Annotated in this window: 14 protein-coding genes; 6 read left to right on the forward strand and 8 right to left on the reverse strand. The window is 64.7% G+C overall.

The features are described 5' to 3' along the window. Positions 1-11: 11 nt before the first annotated feature. The 3 genes from ABIV12_RS06145 to ABIV12_RS06155 are packed head-to-tail and all read left to right on the forward strand — an operon-like array spanning position 12 to position 3,363. Complete coding sequence (locus ABIV12_RS06145) at positions 12-1,094, forward strand: glycosyltransferase family 4 protein (RefSeq protein WP_348057318.1); 1,083 nt, start codon at positions 12-14, stop codon at positions 1,092-1,094. Further along, entirely contained in the window at positions 1,091-2,176 is a 1,086-nt protein-coding gene (locus tag ABIV12_RS06150) for a glycosyltransferase (RefSeq protein WP_348057320.1), read from the forward strand. The genes ABIV12_RS06145 and ABIV12_RS06150 overlap by 4 nt, the downstream gene beginning before the upstream one ends. Further along, a complete protein-coding gene (locus ABIV12_RS06155; RefSeq protein WP_348057325.1) occupies positions 2,173-3,363 on the forward strand; it encodes a glycosyltransferase family 4 protein in 1,191 nt (396 codons plus the stop codon). The genes ABIV12_RS06150 and ABIV12_RS06155 overlap by 4 nt, the downstream gene beginning before the upstream one ends. Before the next feature lie 3 nt (positions 3,364-3,366). Here ABIV12_RS06155 and ABIV12_RS06160 read toward each other — a convergent pair whose 3' ends face one another. The 6 genes from ABIV12_RS06160 to ABIV12_RS06185 all read right to left on the reverse strand — a co-directional run bounded on the left by ABIV12_RS06160 (position 3,367) and on the right by ABIV12_RS06185 (position 11,283). Next, positions 3,367-4,752: an ATP-binding protein gene (locus ABIV12_RS06160; protein ID WP_348057327.1), complete on the reverse strand. Its 1,386-nt coding sequence runs from the start codon at positions 4,750-4,752 to the stop codon at positions 3,367-3,369. A gap of 10 nt (positions 4,753-4,762) precedes the next feature. Then, on the reverse strand, positions 4,763-5,482 hold the full coding sequence (locus ABIV12_RS06165; RefSeq protein ID WP_348057329.1) for a response regulator transcription factor: 720 nt from the start codon (positions 5,480-5,482) through the stop codon (positions 4,763-4,765). 59 nt (positions 5,483-5,541) lie between these two features. After that, complete coding sequence (locus ABIV12_RS06170) at positions 5,542-5,727, reverse strand: hypothetical protein (RefSeq protein ID WP_348057331.1); 186 nt, start codon at positions 5,725-5,727, stop codon at positions 5,542-5,544. Positions 5,728-5,969: 242 nt separating this feature from the next. Beyond that, positions 5,970-9,494 carry a S8 family serine peptidase gene (locus tag ABIV12_RS06175; RefSeq protein ID WP_348057333.1) on the reverse strand — a complete coding sequence of 1,175 codons (3,525 nt, stop codon included), beginning with the start codon at positions 9,492-9,494 and terminating at the stop codon, positions 5,970-5,972. A gap of 277 nt (positions 9,495-9,771) precedes the next feature. Next, positions 9,772-10,686, reverse strand: coding sequence for an arginine deiminase-related protein (locus tag ABIV12_RS06180; RefSeq protein ID WP_348057335.1), 915 nt, complete (start codon positions 10,684-10,686; stop codon positions 9,772-9,774). A gap of 9 nt (positions 10,687-10,695) precedes the next feature. Continuing rightward, positions 10,696-11,283, reverse strand: coding sequence for a DNA-3-methyladenine glycosylase I (locus tag ABIV12_RS06185; RefSeq protein ID WP_348057337.1), 588 nt, complete (start codon positions 11,281-11,283; stop codon positions 10,696-10,698). Positions 11,284-11,360: 77 nt separating this feature from the next. On the opposite strand from ABIV12_RS06185, the gene ABIV12_RS06190 reads away from it, so the two are divergent. After that, positions 11,361-12,251: an EamA family transporter gene (locus tag ABIV12_RS06190; RefSeq protein ID WP_348057339.1), complete on the forward strand. Its 891-nt coding sequence runs from the start codon at positions 11,361-11,363 to the stop codon at positions 12,249-12,251. 54 nt (positions 12,252-12,305) lie between these two features. On the opposite strand, the gene ABIV12_RS06195 is transcribed toward ABIV12_RS06190, so the two are convergent. Beyond that, entirely contained in the window at positions 12,306-13,262 is a 957-nt protein-coding gene (locus ABIV12_RS06195; RefSeq protein ID WP_348057341.1) for a pyridoxal-phosphate dependent enzyme, read from the reverse strand. Positions 13,263-13,352: 90 nt separating this feature from the next. On the opposite strand from ABIV12_RS06195, the gene pepN reads away from it, so the two are divergent. Continuing rightward, a complete protein-coding gene (gene pepN / locus ABIV12_RS06200; protein ID WP_348057343.1) occupies positions 13,353-16,004 on the forward strand; it encodes an aminopeptidase N in 2,652 nt (883 codons plus the stop codon). A 79-nt stretch (positions 16,005-16,083) separates the two neighbouring features. On the opposite strand, the gene ABIV12_RS06205 is transcribed toward pepN, so the two are convergent. Continuing rightward, positions 16,084-16,272 (reverse strand): hypothetical protein, encoded by a 189-nt coding sequence (locus tag ABIV12_RS06205; protein ID WP_348057345.1) that lies wholly within the window; start codon positions 16,270-16,272, stop codon positions 16,084-16,086. Positions 16,273-16,819: 547 nt separating this feature from the next. Between ABIV12_RS06205 and mnmG the strand changes: the two genes are divergently transcribed. After that, the gene (gene mnmG, locus ABIV12_RS06210) at positions 16,820-18,694 is read left to right on the forward strand and encodes a tRNA uridine-5-carboxymethylaminomethyl(34) synthesis enzyme MnmG (protein ID WP_348057347.1); all 1,875 of its coding nucleotides are present in this window, start codon (positions 16,820-16,822) and stop codon (positions 18,692-18,694) included. The last annotated feature ends 148 nt before the right edge of the window (positions 18,695-18,842 follow it).

An 18,842-nucleotide genomic window follows, 5' to 3' on the forward strand; every position in this document is an offset into this window, starting at 1 on the left:
GCGTCCGTCGCATGAGAGTGGCGATGCTGGTACCGGGTCTCAGTCCGCACGACGCGGTGAGCAACGACGCGCGGCAGATGGCGAGCGTGCTGCGGGGGGCAAACCACGAGGTTCGCCTTTTCGCACCGCATGCGCGCGCCATCGACGACCCGGTCGGTACGCCCGAGGAAATCGAGGGCTGGCTGCAATCGCCACGTGATCTGCTGATCTATCACTACTGCGTGGGATGGGAGTTTGCTCTCGCGCTGTTGCGACGCCTGCGCGTGCGACGCATCGTGCGCTATCACAACATCACGCCGCCGGAATTCTTCGAAGGCTGGTCGCCGGGGTACGTCAGTGCCTGCGCGGAGGGTCGTGCACAACTCGACGCCTTCGCCCGACTCGATTATGACCTCGTCCTCGGCGACTCCGCGTTCAACATCGAGGATTTCACCACGCGCGGAGTGGATCCCGCGCGCTGCGAGGTTCTCGCACCATTCCACGAAGTGGACGAACTTCGCACCATCGAGGCCGACACCCGCCGCGTGCCGCTTGGCTCGCCGTTGCTGCTGATGGTGGGACGCATGTCACCGAACAAGGGTTACCTCGATCTGATCGAATCACTGGCCGCCTGCGTTGCCGGTCGCGCGCGCGACGCGCGTCTTTTGATCATCGGCAAACTCGACCCGAATCTCGCGCGCTATGGCGACGCCGTGACGGCGCTGATTGCAGACCGTGGGCTGGAGTCGCGCGTCACCTGGCTGCAGGACGCCGGCGGAGCCGAGTTGCGCGGCGCTTACGAACGCGCCGACGCGCTGGTGATGTTGAGTGGGCATGAAGGATTCTGCGTGCCCGTGGTCGAGGCAATGGCCCTCGGCACGCCGGTGATTGCGCTTGCGTCGAGCGCCCTGCCCGGCACCCTCGGCGATGCCGGGTTGTTGTGGGAGAACGCCGATCCGCACGTGATTGCAGAGTCCGTCGCACGCATCGCCGACGATGCGCCGTTGCGAAACACGTTGCGCCAGCGTGGACGTGAAAGGTATGAATCCACATTTGCGCCGTCGGTTCTCGGCGTGCGCCTGCTCGACATCATGCAGCACCGGTTCGCAGCATGAAGGCGGCGATCCTGCTGCCGGTGCTCGCCGGAGCCGACGCTGTCGGCAACGATGCGCGCGCGATGGTGCAGCTTCTGATCGACCGCGGCATCGATGCCCGGCTGTTCTGCGACGTTGCGGTCGGCGTCGCGGACGCGACGTATCCGGCCTCCGAGCTGCTCGAATTCGCGGGTGGACACGACGACCTGGTGATCTACCATTTCTCGGTCGGCTGGCCCCCGGGGCTGGATATTCTCCGGCGCGCGCGCGGGTTCCGTGTCGTGCGCTATCACAACATCACCCCGCCGGAGTTTTTCACGGAGTTCTCGGTGGACCACGCTGCGGCCTGCGCCGACGGCCGCGCGGAAATCCCCGCTCTCGCGCGGCTCGGCTGCGAACTCTACATGTGTGACTCGGCGTACAACGCCGGGGAGCTGGTCAGCGCGGGGGCCGACGCCGACAGCACCGTGGTGATTGCGCCGTTCCATCGCATCGCCCAGTTGCTCGAAGCACCGGTCGACATGACGCTGCTGTCCGAGCTCGACGACGGCACCCACAATGTGTTGATGGTGGGACGGATCGCGCCCAACAAGGGCCACGTGGAGCTGGTGGATGCGTTCGCGCGCTTCGTCGACGGCTACGGCGATCCCGCGCGACTGATCATTGTTGGAAAATCCGATCCTCGTCTTAATGCGTATTCGGAGCGGATCCGCGCGCGCGCAGACGCGCATCAGTTGGGCCATCGCATCTGGTGGCTCGATTCGTTGAACGAGTCGCAGATCAAGACCGCCTACCTTGCAAGCCACGCGTTCATGATCCTGAGCCGGCACGAGGGGTTTTGTGTGCCGCTGATCGAGGCCATGGCGCTTGGCGTGCCGATCGTCGCCCATGCCTCGAGCGCCATTCCTGGAACACTCGGCGGAGGCGGGATCGCGTGGGAGGAAGCCGATCCGTGGCTGTACGCGTCGAGCCTTCAGCGGCTGCGCGCCGATGACGGATTCCGCAACGATCTGCGTGATCGCGCACACCGCCGCTTTCAGCGCGAGTTTGCACACGACGTGCTGCGCGACCGGTTCTTTGCAGCATTGGAACCCGCGCTGTGAAACGCGTCGCGATCGTCAGCCCGCGCTGCCACGAGAAGATTGTCGGCGGCGCCGAAGCCCTCGCCTGGCAGTACGCCCAACTGCTCGCGGGCGATTACGCGGTCGACGTGCTGAGCTCCACCGCGAGTGACTACACGCACTGGAAAAATGATCTGCCCGAGGGCATCGAAAAGCGCGACGGCGTGACGATCCGGCGGTTTCGCGTTGCGGGCGAACGCGGCCCCTATTTTCATGAGCTCCACCGCAAGCTTCTTCTCGACGCATCGGCGTCAGGGGGCGTGTACCCTTCAAGGCGCGTGCGATGGACCGAAGCGCTGCAGGAAGAATTTATCCGCGCACAGGGGCCTCAGTGTCCCGGGCTGGTCGCGCATCTGGCAGACCATGGCGACGACTACGCCGCGATCCTGTTCGTTACTTACCTCTACGCCACCACCTACGACGGCGCGCGCGCGCTGCGCCACCGCCGCTGGGCGGTGGTGCCGACGCTGCACGACGAACCGCCCGCGTACTTCAGCGTGTTCGCACACGCGGCGCTGCGCACGCCGCAACTGTTGTGGAACACGGCCGCGGAGCGCGCAATCGCCGATCGCCTTTGGGGAATCAGCACAGGGACGATCGTTTCGATGACCGTCGAGACACGAGTCGTTGAACCGGCACGCGAGAATTTTCCGTACCTGCTCTACTGCGGCCGCATCGATTCGCACAAGGGCTGCCCGATGCTGATTGCGGCATTCGAGCAGTACAAGAGCGCACATCCGTCGCACCTGAAACTGCTGCTGACGGGATCGAACCAGCTTGGCGTGGTCGACAGCGACAACGTGCGCTATCTCGGCTTCGTCGACGAAGATCGCAAGTTCGCGCTGATGGCCGGCGCACGCGCGTTCGTGCATCCGTCAGCGTATGAAAGCCTCAGCATCGTTGCGCTCGAAGCGATGGCGCAAGGCACGCCGATCGTGGTGAATGGTGCGTGCGAGATCCTCGCCGATCACGTCGCGGGCAGCGACAGCGGCTTTGTTTTTCTTGGGCAAGACGGACTGCACGCGGCCATCGACGCGGTGATGTCGCTGGATGATGCGGCACGCGCGGGCCATTCGACACGCGCGCGTGACTATGTGGTGCGCAACTACGGTCACGCGCAGATACGCGCCCGCCTGATGGCCGAAGTGGAGACGCTGGCCGCGTCCTGACGGTCAGCGCGCGCCGAGGCGAACAGTGAATCGCGCGCCGTTGAGCGACGGCGAACTGTCGACCGCAAGTTCGCCGCGATAGGCCTTGATGATGTCCTGGACGATGGCGAGGCCGATGCCGTGGCCCTGCACGCGTTCGTCGCCCCGCACGCCGCGTTGCAGGAGGTGTTCGACCTGATCGTCTGGGATGCCCGGACCGTCATCCTCGATGACGAGGTCGAGGCCGGCGCGTTTGCCGACAGACTGGACCGGGCGAACGCTCAGCAAAACACGCCGACGTGCCCACTTGAACGCGTTTTCGAGCAGGTTTCCGAGGAGCTCCATCAGGTCACCCTGGTCGCCATGGAATCGCGCGGCCGGATCGATCTCGAATTCGCACAGCACGCCCTTCGACGCATAGACCTTTTCGAGGCTGCGCACGATTTCCTCGGCATACGGATCGAGCGGCAACGGCGCGGCGAATGTCTGCTGACCAGAGGTCGCCGCTCGCGAAAGCTGGTAGGCGACGATCTCGTCCATACGCCCGACCTGCTCAAGCACGGTCCAGCGCAACGATTTGCCGTCGCTGTCCGCTTCGAGCTGGCTGCGCATGACCGCCAGCGGCGTCTTCAGACTGTGCGCGAGGTCGGACAAGGTGTTGCGGTAGCGCGATACACGGTCTCGTTCTGCGTCGATGAAGCTGTCGAGACTGGCGGTCAACCCCGACAGTTCGACCGGGTAGTTGCGGCCCAGACGTTCCTGCGCACCGAACTCGACGCGCGCCAGATCCGCAGCGACCTTGCGCAGCGGTGCGAGACTCCAGCGCAGCACCGCGAACAACAACAGCAGCAGGCCAATGCCGAGCGTGCCGAGCCACGCAAGCAACGTGCGCCGGTACACGTCGACCTGTCCGCGCAACGCGCGACCGTCCTCGGCGACGTAGTAGGTGAGGTGGATCTCGCCTTTGGTGCCGCTGTTCCAGTCCACCCCCTCGGACAGGATGAACAGCTCGCCGGTCGGAGTCTGGACCGGCCCTGCAAATTGCGGGGGTCCTCTCGGAAGCTCGTCGGAAAATGGCAATTCGCGGCCGGTTGCCGATGGCGACCTCCAGATTTTTCCGCTGACACCGGCGATCTTGTCGCCGACGATGCCGGCGTAGAGGCCGCTGGCCGAGGGTTCATCGAATCGGCGGTCGGGTCCGACCTCGGGTGGAATCAGCAAGCCGGATCGGCTTTGGTCCGATCCGGCGAGATACGCATAGAGATACCCTTGCAGCCGGTCGTTCAGCGCACTCTCGGCAGCCTGGAAAAAAGCGCGGTCCAGCGCGAAAAAGGCCAGCCCCAGGAACGCCGCCAGCACCAGACTGGCGGCGGCCAGTGAGCGCGCTTGCAGTGAAAGCGGGCGCGCCACCGGCCGATCCTCAGGCGCTGTCGGCTTGCGGCTCCGTCGTTGCCGGACTGATGTCGTCGCGTTCGAGCGCGAAGCGATACCCGCGCCCGCGCACCGTTTCAATCGGCTTGATCGCGTTGTCCGGATCGAGTTTGCGGCGCAGGCGTCCGATGAACACCTCCAGAACGTTCGAATCGCGGTCGAAGTCCTGCTGGTAGATGTGTTCGGTCAGATCCGCTTTCGACACCAATTCGCCGGCGTGCAACATCAGATATTCGAGCACCTTGTACTCGTAACTGGTGAGGTCGACCGTCGCGCCATTGACGCTGACCGTCTGTGCCGTGGTGTCGAGGATCACCGGCCCGCATTCGAGCGTTGGCCGCGACCAACCACTGGCACGCCGCACCAGCGCGTTGAGGCGAGCCAGCAGCTCCTCGACGTGGAACGGCTTCACGAGATAGTCGTCGGCGCCGTTCTTGAGTCCCTGCACCTTGTCCTGCCAACTGGACCGCGCGGTCAGGATCAGGATCGGGTAGCGCTGGCCCGATTCGCGCAGCTGCTTGACCAGATCCATGCCGGACAACTTCGGCAGGCCGAGATCGATGATCGCGACATCGAACGGCACTTCTCGTCCGAGGTAGGAACCTTCCTCGCCGTCACCGGCCGCATCGACTGCGAACCCGTCGCGCTTCAGCCGCGCTGCCAGCGTCTCCCGCAGGGGCGCCTCGTCTTCCACCAGCAATACGCGCATGTTCTCTCCTCAAGTTTGATCACACGACCCGTTCGGTCGTGCCGTCGTAGATGTCGTACTTATTGATCTGCAGCGATCTGGATCACGCGGACACGGCCGTCACGCGTCAGCAATTTGATGCGATAGACCTTGCGTTTGCCGACATTCAACGTCTGCACAGAAAGCACTTTGCCGTCGGTTTCTTGCTGCGCCTGAGCAGCCGCCTCTTGTGGCGTCAGCTCACCTGCATCTGCAATGAGCGACATCGATACGCCAAACCCGGCCAGCGCGACTCCCAGCAACGTTCGATAGACCGGCCGCGCAAACGTGATCCACATGTGTGTCCAAGCATTTCCCGGCGAGTCATTCCGCCGTTCCGACCTGCAGTCTCGACAGCGGGCTTTGAATTGCGGCTGAACTCGTGTTTGCGAACCAAAAAAAAGCCCCGCTCGCGCGGGGCTTGCAAACATCCTGGAAGGGCGCGGCCGCGGCCGCGCCCTTCTTTCGTTCAGTTCGTCGCGCAGCCGGCGACCTTCACATCGTCGATTGCCCAGCCCGGATTGGCGTGTGCCGCTGAAGAATCATTCGCCATGCGGAAACGGAACTGCACGGTTTGCCCGGCGAACGACGACAGATCGATCACGGAGTTCAGATAGGCCTGTGGATCGCCGCACCACGCTTGCTTGCCGCCCAGCGGATTCTGGAAACCACTCGACACCAGCCCATCGTACGGGTCGGTCAAAAGAGTTGCAGGCAGGGCTTGCGTCCAGTTTGTACCGGCATCCGTCGACACTTCCATGATTGCGCCGTCGTAGCAAGCGCCGGTGGTGCTCTCCATCGACTGCTGGTTCCAGAACGAGAGCGTGAGCCCGCTGAGCTCAGCTGGCAGGACGACGCTCGGCGACACCAGCCGCTGGTCAGTGACCACGGTCGCGTTGCTCGCCTGCCATGCGTGCGTCCCGCTGTGCGCGGTCGAGCCGAGCGTCCAGGTGTCACCCGTGCCCGAATGCGCCCAGGTTCCCGCACCCGACTCGAGGTCGTCCGACCAGATCACCTGTTGCGTGCTTCCGATCGAGCAATCGCCCGGCAGTGCCATCGTGATGAACGACTGCGAAGCCGTTCCGATCGGCGGCAGCGGCTCACCCTCGAAACCATCGCCAAAAATGCGGTCGCCTGCCGCCGTCGCGCTGTCGCCGCACGCATTCAACGCGGTTACGCGCCAGTAAAACTGCGTGTTCGAGTTGAGTGCCGGAGACACGGTCCATGCGGTATCGGTGACGGTCGCCGACGCAACCGGAGTGGCGAACGACGGATCGGTCGCCACTTCGACCAGGTAGCTCGTTGCCTGCGGCGAGGGTTCCCACGTCAACGTTGGAGTCAGGGTCGTATTGGTCGAACCGTCCGCCGGTGCGTCGAGAACAGGCGTCAACGGCGCTGCAGTTGCATAGGTCAGATCGAAGTCGAGCGTCTTGGTGATCGAGCCGGACATGCCGGTCAGCGTCATCGTGTACTCGCCCGCAGCAACACCGGAAGAATCGGTGACCGACACGGTTGCCGCATCTCCCGGATTGACCGTGGTGGGAACCACCGCAGCCGTTGCGCCGGGAGGCGCACCGCTCAGCGCAAGCGCGACCGGATCGCTGAAGCTCTGGATCGAACCGATGTTCACGACGGAGGAGAAGTCGGTACCGGCACAGATCTCCGCTACATGGGTCGTCGCGGCCAGCGTGAATGACGGCGCCTGCGAGCAGTTGCTGCAGACCAGCGCGAAGTCCTGATCGGTCGCGTCGCCGACGTTCGGAATGCCATTGCCCGCGATGTTGGTCGCGGTCACGGTGATCGTCACGTCACCGGTGGTGCCGGCAGGCAGGAATACCGCTTCGTAGTTGTTCTTCGTATCCGCAGTTCCACCTTCGATGCTGAAGGCGTGGTCGAAGCGATTGCCAAGGTAGGTGTGACCGCCGACTGCCACCTTGAGATCGAGGTTGTTGACCTGCGGACTGGTGCCGAGGGCGCCAGGCGCATCGGTGTAGGTCATCGCAATGCGAACGGGTTTGGTCGAATCGACGACGCCCCACGTGTACGAGCGGGTTTCGCCGGTGTTGTCGAACACCTCGCTCTGGTCAAGCAACACCTTGGGTGTTGCATCGAACATGCTGGTCATGTTCGGCATGCCATAGCCCTGGCTGTTGCTGGGCAGGTTGTCGTTCGCGCCGACGCCGGTGAGATATGTCGGGTGCGCCATCATCCACGCCTTCATCAGCGCGGGGCTCGGAGCGCGGTTGCCGCCAATCTCGTCGACCGTGCCGGCCGCCGCACCAGCCCCGTTGTGCTCGATCCACCAGAATGCCAGCGAGGCGATGCCCGCCGTTGCAGGTGTCGAGTGGCTGGTCCCGGAAGACGCGGCGAAAACCGTCTGGCCAACCGGATGGTATTTGTCGCAGACGCCCGTGCCGGTGTAGCCGCTGTAATTGCTCGCGCCCGACTGGATGTGCGTGCCGGGTCCGATCACTTCGGGCTTTGCACGCTGTCCGGGAGCCGGACCACGACTGGAGAAGTCGATCACGTCATTGGCGTTGTCGGCGCCGGTCGCGGGAACGCCGCAACCGTCCGCCCACGTTGGCCGGGTATTCTCCGACGCGCCGACGGTGATGACGTTCTTGCCGGAGGCGGGTGACGACACCGTCGCAGCGCCAGGACCGTCATTCGCCGCGGAGAAGATGTAGATCATTTCCTGGTTGCCGCTTGCAACCGGGTCGGCGTCGCGAACGCCGGCGTCATACGACTGATCGCCGTCATCATAGGTGGTCGGCGGGACGGTCAGACCCCACGAGTTGCTGCTGATGCGCGCCCCGTTCGACCAGTTGGCGGCGATGACGCCCTGGTCGGTGCCGCCACAAGCGCTGATGTCAAAACCCGGCACGAAGATCGCGGTGGAGCCGACGCGGCCGAACGGATTGATGCCCAGTCCCAGCTGGTGGCCGTCCGAATCCTGGTAGGGAGAACCGGTGGTCTGATCGTAGCCGACGATGATGCCGGCGTTGAGCGAACCGTGGCCGTCGATCGCACCGACCGATGTGCTCGGGGTGTTCGAACAGTTCTTGAAGTACGACACGCGCACCGGGTTGCTGACGCTGCCGCCAACATGCAGACGCGGATCGGTGGTGTTGAGCACCGTGACCCCGGTGCCCCCTTCGTCGATCGTGCTGTCGGTGAGATCGACGATCGGATAATCGGCCGCGCTCTGGCTGAAGCCATGATTGATCAGGAATTGCAGGTAGTCGATCGATACCATGCTCGGCGAGAAGTCGCCGGTCATGATGATGTCCTGCTTCTCGTCCATCATCCGGCGAGGCGACACGGTGCCGACGAAGGTCACGTCAGGCCGTTCGGCAATCGCCGGAACATCCGCGATATGCACGCGCAGCTTGACGTTTTCGTAGGCAAGGACCGGCGCCCAGATGTAATCGGCCTTGCCCGAACCCACCGGTCCCAACTGGCGCGGCGGAAGAATGCCTTTCGAGGTGATGAACTGACGCGTTGCCTGCACGTTGTCGTGGCGATAGACCTGCACGATCACGTCGACTTCGTCGTTGGTGGCCGCGAGCGTATTCTTCGCGAGCGCGTCGCCAAGTGCGGGATCGACTTTCAGGAATCCGTAATACGGCGTTGCGAACTGCAGCCACGATTGCGTCGTGCGCAGATGTTCGAGCTGCACTTTCGCGGCAGCGTCGGTCCACACGATGTAGCCGTTGTTGGCAACGTACTGCACCGGCTTGATTCCGCGCACGGACAGTGCGGTCAGCCACTTCTGCTGGATTGGTCCGGTGAACTGCACCACCTGCAGCGTATCGCCGGCCGGCGGATTCATCGAGAAGGGCGCGGGTGCAACTGGATGCGTGCGCTGCGTGTCGAACGGGTAGGCGCTGAACAACAACATGTCCGCTTCCGGATCCGCGTTGGCCACCTGCGTGGTGGCGTGGGTCGGGAACGCGGGAGCAAGGATTGCACCCGTGCCGACGAGGGCAGCCATGATGGCCGCCGTGATTGGTTTCTGCATGTGATCCCCGCAAGCTGTCTGGAACAACGTTCATGGCGCGGGCGCGCGCGAGTTCGCTCGCTGGCCTCACACCATCCCAATGACGCCGGTTCAACCGTCACTCTGCCACGCAGGTCATGCCGCGTGATGGCTCGGTCCGCGCCGTCGCACCGACACTAGCACAGACCGCCTTGTTCACAGCTCGGTCGCGAGTCGGAGCGTCCCAGGCACTGACGGCTCGATACGGCCACGTATTGACGGTTCGGATGATTCAGAAGAGTTCGGCGACGCAACAGCGCAAGCTTCCACCGGATTTCTCGATCTCGTCGAGCGCGATATCGTCGACGGTCAGGCCGGCGCGCTCGAGCAGTGCAAGCTGGGCAGGTTCGAGCGCAGCTGCGCCGGCAGCGCTCATCCAGGTGCGGCCTGGAGCCAACGCGATCGCATTGCCGGCAAACGCGCGCTTCTGCGCGACGCTCAATGCAACCGTGCGCTTCGAATAAGCCTGCGCGATCGCCGCCGGAACTGCGGCGTCGGCGAATCCGTCCGGCGCGAGAATTGCGGCGCGGCCTGCAAGAATCGCGAGAACCACATTGGTGTGGTATTCGCCGGGAGCGAGATCGAAGACGAACATCAAGCGCAACCCGAAGGCGTCGAACATCGCGCGCGCACCGGCCATGTCGCAGCGTTCGGACAATCCGCAATAGCCGATCCCGCGCGCACGGTCGATGCACACCGAACCGGTCAGCTCGGCGACGAAGGCCTCGCCGGACAAATCGGTTTCGCGGTAGTGGAGAACGTCGCGGAAGAATCCGCGGATGTCGGAACGCGCGGCTTCCCGCCGACGCACTGCATGGCGCATGCGTCCGATAATCAGTTGGCCGCGGGTGGTCGCGAACACGTTGTTCGGAAACACGCCATCGGGACATTCCGGGTCCCCCGCGAAAGTCACCACCGGCACGTCGGCACCGAGGCGGCGCGCCAAATCGGCGTGTTGCCGGCGCGCACGCGATGCGTCGGGCACGCGTGAAAGATCCATGTAGCGATTGTCGATCGCCGATTGCGCGGCCAGCCCATCGCTCGCCGGACTGACCAGGAACGCGCCGCGCGCCGTCCCGGCGGTGCGCACCGGATAGTTCCCGGACGCAATTTGCGCAAGGAACGCGCTCGCATCGCTGACGATCATGCGCGTTCCTCAGTCCGGATTGCGATGTCGAAAGCAATCGACCAGATGGTCGTCGACCATTCCGGTCGCCTGCATCAAGGCATAGCAGATCGTCGACCCGACAAAGCGGAATCCGCGCTTGCGAAGAGTCTTGCTCATGCGGTCGGACATCGCAGTCGTCGCGGGCACCTCGCCCGGTTGCCGCCAGTGGTTGCGGATCGTGCGGCCGTCGACATGCGACCACAGCAACGCGTCGAGACTGCCGACTTCGTCGATGGCTGCAAGTGCGGCGCGCGCGTTGTCACGCACGGAACCGATTTTCAACCGATTGCGGATGATCGCCGGATCCATCATCAATTCCCCGATTCGACGATCCGTGATTCGCGCGCAGGCCTCGATGTCGAAGCCGTCGAACAGGCGTCGATACGCATCGCGCTTCAACAGCACGGTGCGCCAGCTGAGGCCCGCCTGCGCGCCTTCCAGGCAAAGGAACTCGAACAGAGCGCGGTCGTCGTGCAGCGGCACACCCCATTCTGTGTCGTGGTACGCGCGCATCTCCGGATGGTCGCCCGCCCAGCTGCAACGCGTGCGATCGTCGCCGGGGGACTCGTCGGCCATCGTGGGTGAACCTCATGCGTGCAGCGGTTTCGTATGATACCCAGCCCGACGCCGCTTCGATGCGCGTGAGACGTTCCGTGACCCAGGCCTCCACTTCCCGCCGCGCCGCGCTGATTGCCCTCGCTTTTCCAACGCTGATCTGGAGCTACAACTGGATCGTGATGAAGCAGGCGCTGCAGTTCAGCGGCCCGTTCGAATTTTCTGCGCTTCGGTATGTCGGCGGCACGATCGTGCTGTTCGCCGTGCTGCTGGTTCGGCGCGAGTCGTTGCGACCACCTCCGCTCGTTCCGACCGCGATGATCGGACTGGCGCAGACGCTCGGCTTTCAGCTGCTCGTGCAATGGGCACTGGTCGATGGCGGCGCCGGTAAAACGGCGCTGCTCGCGTACAGCATGCCGTTCTGGCTGGTGCTGTTTGGCTGGCTGGTGTGGAAGGTGCGACCCGCGCCGCGCCTGATCGCTGGACTCGCCGTTGCAGGCATCGGACTGGTGCTGGTGCTCGAACCCTGGCTCGGTCTGGGGGACGGCCGCAGTTCGTTGCTCGCACTCGCGGGCGGGTTTGCGTGGGCGATCGGCGTGTCGTTGTCCAAGCGATTGTTCGAACGCGGTGGCATCAACGTGCTTTCGCTGACGGCTTGGCAGATGCTGATCGGAAGCGCAGGCATGGTGGTGATCGCGCTGCTGGTGCCGGAACGCCCAATCGAGTGGTCCAACGCGTTCATTGCCGCCCTTCTCTACAACACGGTACTGGCATCCGGACTGGCGTGGCTGCTGTGGTCGTTCGTGGTTGCCGAGTTGCCTGCGAATGTCGCGGGTCTTTCGAGTCTGGTCATTCCGATCGCGGGAGTAGCGTTCGCGTGGGCATTGCTGGGCGAACGGCCCTCGCCGGTCGAATGCGTCGGCATCGTCTTCATCGCCGTTGCGCTCCTGCTGGTGAACTGGCGCAGCGGGGAAGCGCAGTCGCGCTGATCCGCGGAAAGCGGTCGGGCAGACCGCGTGTCCTGGCCGCGGTCGCTCGCGCTCTCACCACGGCAGCGCGTCGAGATCGACGTTGCCACCTGAGAGAACGACGCCGACACGTCGGCCGGCGAACTGCGCAGGATGCTGCAGGATGGCCGCCAGTGCGATCGCCGACGACGGTTCGACGACCAGCTTCAATCGTTGCCAGATCAAGCGCATCGCAGCCACCGTATCGACGTCGGAAACCCGCAACACCTGCACGCCGTGGATCCGCAGAAGATCGAAATTGATCGCGCCGATGCCGCCGCGCAGACCATCGCAAAGAGTGTCCGGCACGACATCGGTCACGCGTTCGTTGCGACGAAGGGATTCGAACGCGTCCGCGGCTCCCTCCGGTTCGGCTGCGAGGATGGCCATGGCGGGCGCAATCGCGTGCGCGGCAATCGCACTTCCGCCAACCAGCCCGCCGCCACCGACCGGGGTGATCAGCGCATCGAGCGGCCCGCTCTCGGCGAGAAGCTCCAGCGTCGCCGTTCCCTGACCGGCGATGACGCGCGCGTCGGCATAGGGGTGGACGAAGTGGGCTCCGGTACGGTCGCGCACCAGCGCCGCCAGCGCGTCGCGCGCGGCCATCGTCGGCGCGCAGCGATGCACGATTCCGCCATAGCCTTCGATCGCGACCACCTTGGACTTCACCGCGCCCTCGGGGACGACCACATGGGCAGCGATCCCGCGCGTGCGCGCAGCGAGCGCGAGCGCGGCACCATGGTTTCCCGAGGAGTGCGTGACGACGCCACGAGACGCTGCGTCGTCGTCGAGCGACCACACCGCGTTGCACGCGCCGCGAAACTTGAACGCACCGGTGCGCTGCAGGTTCTCGCACTTGAAGTGAAGCTGTGCTCCAGCGATTGCGTCGAGCGTGCGCGAACGCACGACCGGCGTTCGATGCGCATGCGAACGGATGCGCAGCGCAGCGGCTTCGATCGCGGCGAAATCCGGAGGTTCGATCGTCGGCACCATCAACGGTCCAAGTGTCGTGATCGCGCACGATACACGCGTGCCGAAGTCGCATGCTAGCCTGCCTCGTCGTCCTTGATCGAACCTGTTCCGATGACCGAAGTCCGTGGCGCAAAGCCGATCCACCTGTTGCGCGACTATTGCGCGCCGCCATGGCTCGTCACCCATATCGAACTCGTCTTCGATCTTGATCCGGCGACAACGCGGGTCACAGCGCGGTTGTCGGTGGAGCGGGATCTGTTGCAGCCTGCGCAGGATCTGGTGCTCGACGCAGAGGCGCTCGACCTGGTCGACGTCCGCGTCGACGGTCGACCCCTCGCACCGGACGACTATCGTCATGCCAGGGGCACGCTCACGATCGTTGGCCTGGCCGATCGCGCGGCGGTCGAAACGCGCGTGCGCATTTCACCGGACGGCAACACGGCACTGCAGGGGCTGTATCGAAGTGGCGCGGTGGAGGCGGGTTTCCTGCTGACGCAGTGTGAAGCCGAGGGCTTTCGCCGGATCACGCCGTTCCTCGACCGGCCCGACGTTCTTGCGCGCTACACGGTGACTCTGCGCGCCGACAGGACACGCTATCCGTTGCTGCTCGCGAACGGCAACGCCGATGGCGCCGGCGAGCTCGAGGACGGACGTCACTGGGCGCGCTTCGTCGATCCGCACCCGAAGCCGAGTTACCTGTTTGCGCTGGTTGCGGGCCGACTGGAAAGCATCTGCGAACCCTTCGTCACGGCGCAGGGCCGGCACGTGATGATCCACATCCATGCCGAGGCGAACGCAATCGGCCAGTGCGCGTGGGCGATGCAGTGCGTCAAGCGCGCGATGCGCTGGGACGAAGAGCGGTTCGGTCGGTGCTACGACCTCGATGCATTCCACGTGGTCGCGACGCACGACTTCACGATGGGTGCAATGGAGAACAAGGGCCTCAACATCTTCAACGCGAAGTACCTGCTCGCGGATCCCGAGCGTGCGACCGACGACGACTACCGGCACGTGCTGGCTGTCGTCGGCCACGAGTACTTCCACAACTGGAGCGGCAATCGCGTGACCTGCCGTGACTGGTTCCAGCTCAGCCTGAAGGAAGGACTGACGGTTTACCGCGAGCAGGAGTTCGAATCGGATCTCGCGTCGCGCACGTTGCGTCGCATCGAGGACGTGCGCGGACTCTGGCGTGCGCAGTTCAGCGAGGACGCAGGCCCGCTCGCGCATCCCGTGCGCCCAGACCGCTATCGGGAAATCAACAATTTCTACACCGCGACGGTGTATGAAAAAGGCGCGGAGATCGTCCGTATGCTTGCGACGCTGCTCGGTCGCGAGGGTTTTCGCCGCGGCCTCGACACGTACTTCGATCGTCACGACGGGCACGCGGCAACGATCGAGGATTTCCTCGGCGCACTCGGTGCAGCAAACGACATCGATCTCGACGAATGGCTGGCATGGTATGCGCAGTCCGGCACTCCAGAGCTTGCCGCGCACGGTCGCTACGACAATTCCAGGCGTTGCTACGAACTGACGTTGACGCAGCGGACGGCACCAACCACGACCCAGCCCCGCGTCCACGCACTACCGATTCCGGTTGCGGTCGCCCTGCTCGACGCCGCAGGCCGGCCGCTGCCGCTGACTGTCGACGGCGACGCCTCGCCGAGCGCAACCGAACGCGTGCTGCTGCTGCGCGGCGACAGCGCAACGTTTCGCTTCACCGGCATCGATGCGCGTCCCGTGGCATCGATCCTGCGCGGCTACTCGGCGCCGGTTCGCCTTGTGCAGGATACGAATGCGGACGAACTGGCCTTGCTGGCCGGCCACGACAGCGACGGATTCAACCGCTGGTTTGCCGCCGACACGCTGTCCCGGCGCCTGTTCGCACAGACACTGTCCAACGGATCGCCCGAGCCAGCGTTGCTGCGGGCGTGGACGTCGTGCCTCGCCCGTGCGGTCTCCGATTCGGATGCCGATCCGGCGCTGCTCGCCGAAATGCTGACGCTGGCGGACGCGGGTTCGCTGGTCGATGGGCTTGCAGACATCGATCCGGACGCGGTGCATGTGGCCAGGTCGAGCCTCGAATCGGCTCTTGCGCTCGCGCTTGCTGACACGCTGCTCGACGTCCACGATCGTCTGACGACCGATCGCGTGTCACCCGATGAACTCTCCGCACAGGGCCGGCGGCGCTTGCGCAACGTCTGCCTCGCGATCCTGTGCCGCGGCGATCGACGCCATCTCGAGCGAGCGCGAGAGCAATTTGCAGAGGCCACCACCCTCACCGATCGACTCGCCGCACTTGGGATGCTCGTCCACTCGAGCGCCGATGGCGCCGACGACGCGCTTGCACGGTTCGCGCAGCGCTATGCGACGGATGCGCTGGTGCTGGACAAATGGTTTGCCGTACAGGCCAGCGCGACGGATCCGCGCACGCGCGCGCGCGTCGACGCACTGACCACACATCCGGCATTCCGCTGGAACAATCCGAACAACGTGTACGCGCTGCTGGGCACATTCGCCTGGCGCAATCCTGTCGGCTTTCATGCCGCCAACGGCCTCGGTTACCGCTTCGTCGCCGACGCAGTCGAACGGCTCGACGCGATCACTCCACAGGTGGCTGCGCGGTTGGCGACGGCGTTCGGTGCGTGGCGCAACTACGAACCCGTACGCCGCGCGCTGATGCATCGGGAGCTGGAGCGTCTCGCAGCGCTGCGCGGGAATTCTCCCGACCTTGCGGACATCCTCACACGGAGCCTCGCGGACTGACGCCGATCATGCGCATCGCCCACAAAAAAGGTCGCGCAATGCGCGACCTCGGCCCCTGTTCCCGCCGTTTTGAAAAGGGTCAGGCTGGCAGTTTGCTCAGCGCTTCGTTGATGCGTGCGCAGCGCGATTCGAGCTGGCCAAGCGTGTCATTGGCGGCAGCTTCATGGCGCGCGTTGTCGATTGCCATTTCGAGGCGACCCAGTTCGATCATCAGATCGTGACGGAGGAAAAGCGGATTGAAGCTCATGCTGGCGGCGATGTTGCTCATGGTCGTGCTCTCCCGGATTCTGTGAAATGAGTAGAGCAAACGGCGTGCCAAGTCCGCCGCGCCGCCACTTCGATGCGCCGTTCGTTGCGCGGATACGAAATCGTGGCTCCCGGTGCCGTTGCATGGACGCTGCTCGTCCGAATCTGACTGGAGCGGCCTCATCTGGCCGCGGAAGACAGGAGTTCGCGATCCTCGTCACAGTCTGCCAGCGACGTGAACGGCTACTTTTGACGAAGCCGCAAAAAATGAAGCCGGGATAGTCTCGACGACCCCCGGCTGTGGAATGGATAACGGTTTCGATCACTGGCGCCCGGCACACGGTTTTTCTGGATCCCCCCTGTTCCCGAGACCGCCGGGCGCCAGCCTCTGCTGGCGACCTGGTGCCCGAACACTGGCGCGTGTCCCTCAAAAACCCTCCCGCCGGCGCAACCGGCCCCTGAATTCCGGTCGTTCGACGTGCTCGCATACGTCGCGCGCCAGCGGGAGTGCGGAGGGATTTGCAGGGACTGTGCCAGCACCTTGGCCGGCGCTTGCTAGACTGCGCGCCATGGAAACCTATGACGTCATTGTGATCGGCGGCGGACACGCCGGTACCGAGGCTGCGCTGGCCAGCGCCCGCGCGGGTGCTTCGACGCTGCTGCTGACCCACAACATCGAAACCATCGGGCAGATGAGCTGCAATCCGGCCATCGGCGGGATCGGCAAGGGCCATCTGGTCAGGGAGATCGACGCGCTCGGTGGCGCAATGGCGCACGCTGCGGACGCGTCGGGCATCCAGTGGCGCACGTTGAACGCGTCCAAGGGTCCGGCGGTCCGTGCCACCCGATGTCAGGCCGACCGCGTTTTGTACAAAGCGGCCATCCGGCGTCGGGTCGAGACGCAGGCTGGCCTGCGCGTCTTTCAACAGGCAGTCGATTCCCTGATCATCGAAGGCGGACGCGCGTGCGGCGTTGTCACCCAGTCGGGCCTGCCGTTTCGCGCGCGCAGTGTCGTGCTGACCGCCGGCACCTTTCTGGCCGGAAAGATCCACGTGGGACTGACCCAGCATGCCGGCGGGCGCGCCGGCGATCCTCCCTCGCTGCGTCTGGCCGAGGCGCTGCGGGAACTTCCATTCGGGGTCGGTCGGTTGAAGACCGGAACCCCACCACGGATCGACGGGCGTTCGATCGACTATTCGGTGCTGCAGGAACAGCCCGGCGACGATCCGGCGCCGGTGTTTTCATTCATGGGATCGACGGCCGAACATCCGCGTCAGCTCAGCTGCTGGATCACCCACACATCCGAACGCACGCATGCGTTGATCCGCGGCGCGCTTGACCGGTCGCCGATGTACAGCGGCGTGATCGAAGGAACCGGCCCGCGCTACTGCCCGTCCATCGAGGACAAGGTGGTGCGCTTCGCCGACAAGGACTCGCACCAGATCTTCATCGAACCGGAGGGGCTCGACACCTGCGAGATCTATCCCAACGGCATCTCGACGTCCTTGCCGTTCGACGTGCAGGTCGAACTCGTTCGTTCGATTCGCGGCCTGGAGAACGCGCACATCACGCGTCCGGGGTATGCGATCGAATACGACTACTTCGATCCGCGAGGGCTGGGCGCATCGCTCGAGACCAAGAGCGTTCCCGGGCTGTATTTCGCCGGCCAGATCAACGGCACCACCGGGTACGAGGAAGCAGCCGCGCAGGGTCTCGTCGCGGGCCTGAATGCTGCGCGTGCGACCAAGGGCCTCGAAGCGTGGACGCCGCGCCGCGACGAGGCATACATCGGGGTGCTGATCGACGACCTCGTCACCAACGGCACCACCGAGCCGTACCGCATGTTCACCTCGCGCGCCGAGTATCGCCTGCACCTGCGCGAGGACAATGCAGACCTGCGATTGACCGAGCTCGGCTTCGAACTCGGTTGCGTGTCGCAGGACCGACGCGATGCGCTGTGCCGAAAGCGTGACGCGGTCGCGCAGGAAACCGCGCGTCTGCGCGGACTGTGGGCGGCACCGGCGAACGCGCTCGGGCGCGAGGTGGCCAGCACCCTCGGCGTGACCGTGTCACGCGAAACGAATTCCTTTGATCTGCTGCGGCGGCCGGAAGTGCTGTATCGCGAACTGATGCGCGTCGACGGCATCGGGCCGGGTGTCGACGATGCCGCGGTGGCGGAGCAGGTCGAGGTTTCGGTCAAGTACGCGGGCTATCTCGAACGGCAGCGGGATGAAATCGAGCGCAACCGCCGGCATGACGACAGCTCCATTCCGGACGCGTTCGATTTCGAAACGGTGCGCGGCCTGTCCGCCGAAGTGCTTGCCAAGTTGACGGCGGTGCGTCCGCAGACGATCGCGCAGGCGCGGCGCATTTCCGGCATGACGCCGGCAGCGGTGTCGCTGTTGCTGGTCCATCTCAAGCGCGACGGTCGGCGCGTCGCCTGATTCACGAGTCGCGTCGGCGCAACGCACAAATAAGCCGGGCATTGCCCGGCTTATCTCAGGATCGCTGATCGTTCGACGACTACTTCTTCTTGCCCGCGTCGACTTTGTCCTGGGCCAGCTGCAGCGCACTCATTGCGGCTTCGTGCAT

This window comes from Dokdonella sp. (assembly GCF_039926425.1).
In the GTDB taxonomy this organism is placed as follows: Bacteria; Pseudomonadota; Gammaproteobacteria; order Xanthomonadales; family Rhodanobacteraceae; genus Dokdonella_A.

Coding starts and splice junctions, on each gene's coding strand:
- ABIV12_RS06145 (WP_348057318.1), top strand. CDS start 12: ATGAGAGTGGCGATGCTGGTACCGGGTCTCAGTCCGCACGACGCGGTG.
- ABIV12_RS06150 (WP_348057320.1), top strand. CDS start 1,091: ATGAAGGCGGCGATCCTGCTGCCGGTGCTCGCCGGAGCCGACGCTGTC.
- ABIV12_RS06165 (WP_348057329.1), bottom strand. CDS start 5,482: ATGCGCGTATTGCTGGTGGAAGACGAGGCGCCCCTGCGGGAGACGCTG.
- ABIV12_RS06170 (WP_348057331.1), bottom strand. CDS start 5,727: ATGTCGCTCATTGCAGATGCAGGTGAGCTGACGCCACAAGAGGCGGCT.
- ABIV12_RS06175 (WP_348057333.1), bottom strand. CDS start 9,494: ATGGCTGCCCTCGTCGGCACGGGTGCAATCCTTGCTCCCGCGTTCCCG.
- ABIV12_RS06180 (WP_348057335.1), bottom strand. CDS start 10,686: ATGATCGTCAGCGATGCGAGCGCGTTCCTTGCGCAAATTGCGTCCGGG.
- ABIV12_RS06185 (WP_348057337.1), bottom strand. CDS start 11,283: ATGGCCGACGAGTCCCCCGGCGACGATCGCACGCGTTGCAGCTGGGCG.
- ABIV12_RS06195 (WP_348057341.1), bottom strand. CDS start 13,262: ATGGTGCCGACGATCGAACCTCCGGATTTCGCCGCGATCGAAGCCGCT.
- pepN (WP_348057343.1), top strand. CDS start 13,353: ATGACCGAAGTCCGTGGCGCAAAGCCGATCCACCTGTTGCGCGACTAT.
- ABIV12_RS06205 (WP_348057345.1), bottom strand. CDS start 16,272: ATGAGCAACATCGCCGCCAGCATGAGCTTCAATCCGCTTTTCCTCCGT.
- mnmG (WP_348057347.1), top strand. CDS start 16,820: ATGGAAACCTATGACGTCATTGTGATCGGCGGCGGACACGCCGGTACC.